The organism is Blastochloris sulfoviridis (assembly GCF_008630065.1).
Lineage (GTDB): Bacteria > Pseudomonadota > Alphaproteobacteria > Rhizobiales > Xanthobacteraceae > Blastochloris > Blastochloris sulfoviridis.
In genome coordinates, this window is record NZ_VWPL01000082.1 from 1 (window position 1) to 561 (window position 561).

Annotated in this window: 1 protein-coding gene; it reads right to left on the reverse strand. The window is 62.2% G+C overall.

What is annotated here, in order from left to right; genetic code table 11:
• The coding region (locus F1193_RS16925) for a glutaminase (protein WP_210247399.1) at positions 1 to 377 on the reverse strand (377 nt) is incomplete at its 3' end.
• Between the last annotated feature and the right edge of the window lie 184 nt (positions 378 to 561).

Here is a 561-nt window from a genome sequence, read left to right on the forward strand (position 1 = left end):
CCCGGACTGTCCTCGATCGCCGCCAGCGAATTGAACGGCCGTCCGGTGCTGTTGGCGCCAAGCTTTGCGCGCGCCTCACCCGGGCCGATCTGCTGGCACACCAGCGCGAACACGAACGGCTTGGAGACGCTCATGATGGAGAATTCGTACTCGATATCGCCCACCGAATGGACGGCGCCGTTGGTTCCCACCACGCAGATGCCGAACAGATCGCGCGAGACGCGGGCGAGCGCCGGATAGACCTGCGAATTCTCGCCTTCGGTATTGGACTTGAAAGTGTCATATGCCCCGTTCAGCCACCTTCGCACATCCTCGGGCGGCGGCAGATGGCCGGTCGAGACATATTCGGTCCGGTCGTTGTCGGCGGCGGTCGGCATCCGGCATTTCCTTCCCTGGGCGTTGTATTATTGCGACGGCATTTGCTTGGAGCGTATTGCCGCGAGCGTGTTATGTGTTGGGCAGGTATTTCACTGAGACGGGCTGCAGGCGCGCAGCTAACGCGTCAGTTGTGCTAAAGTTCCTGGCGGCGGAACGGCTCGGGCCGTTGATACCTCCGGCCTC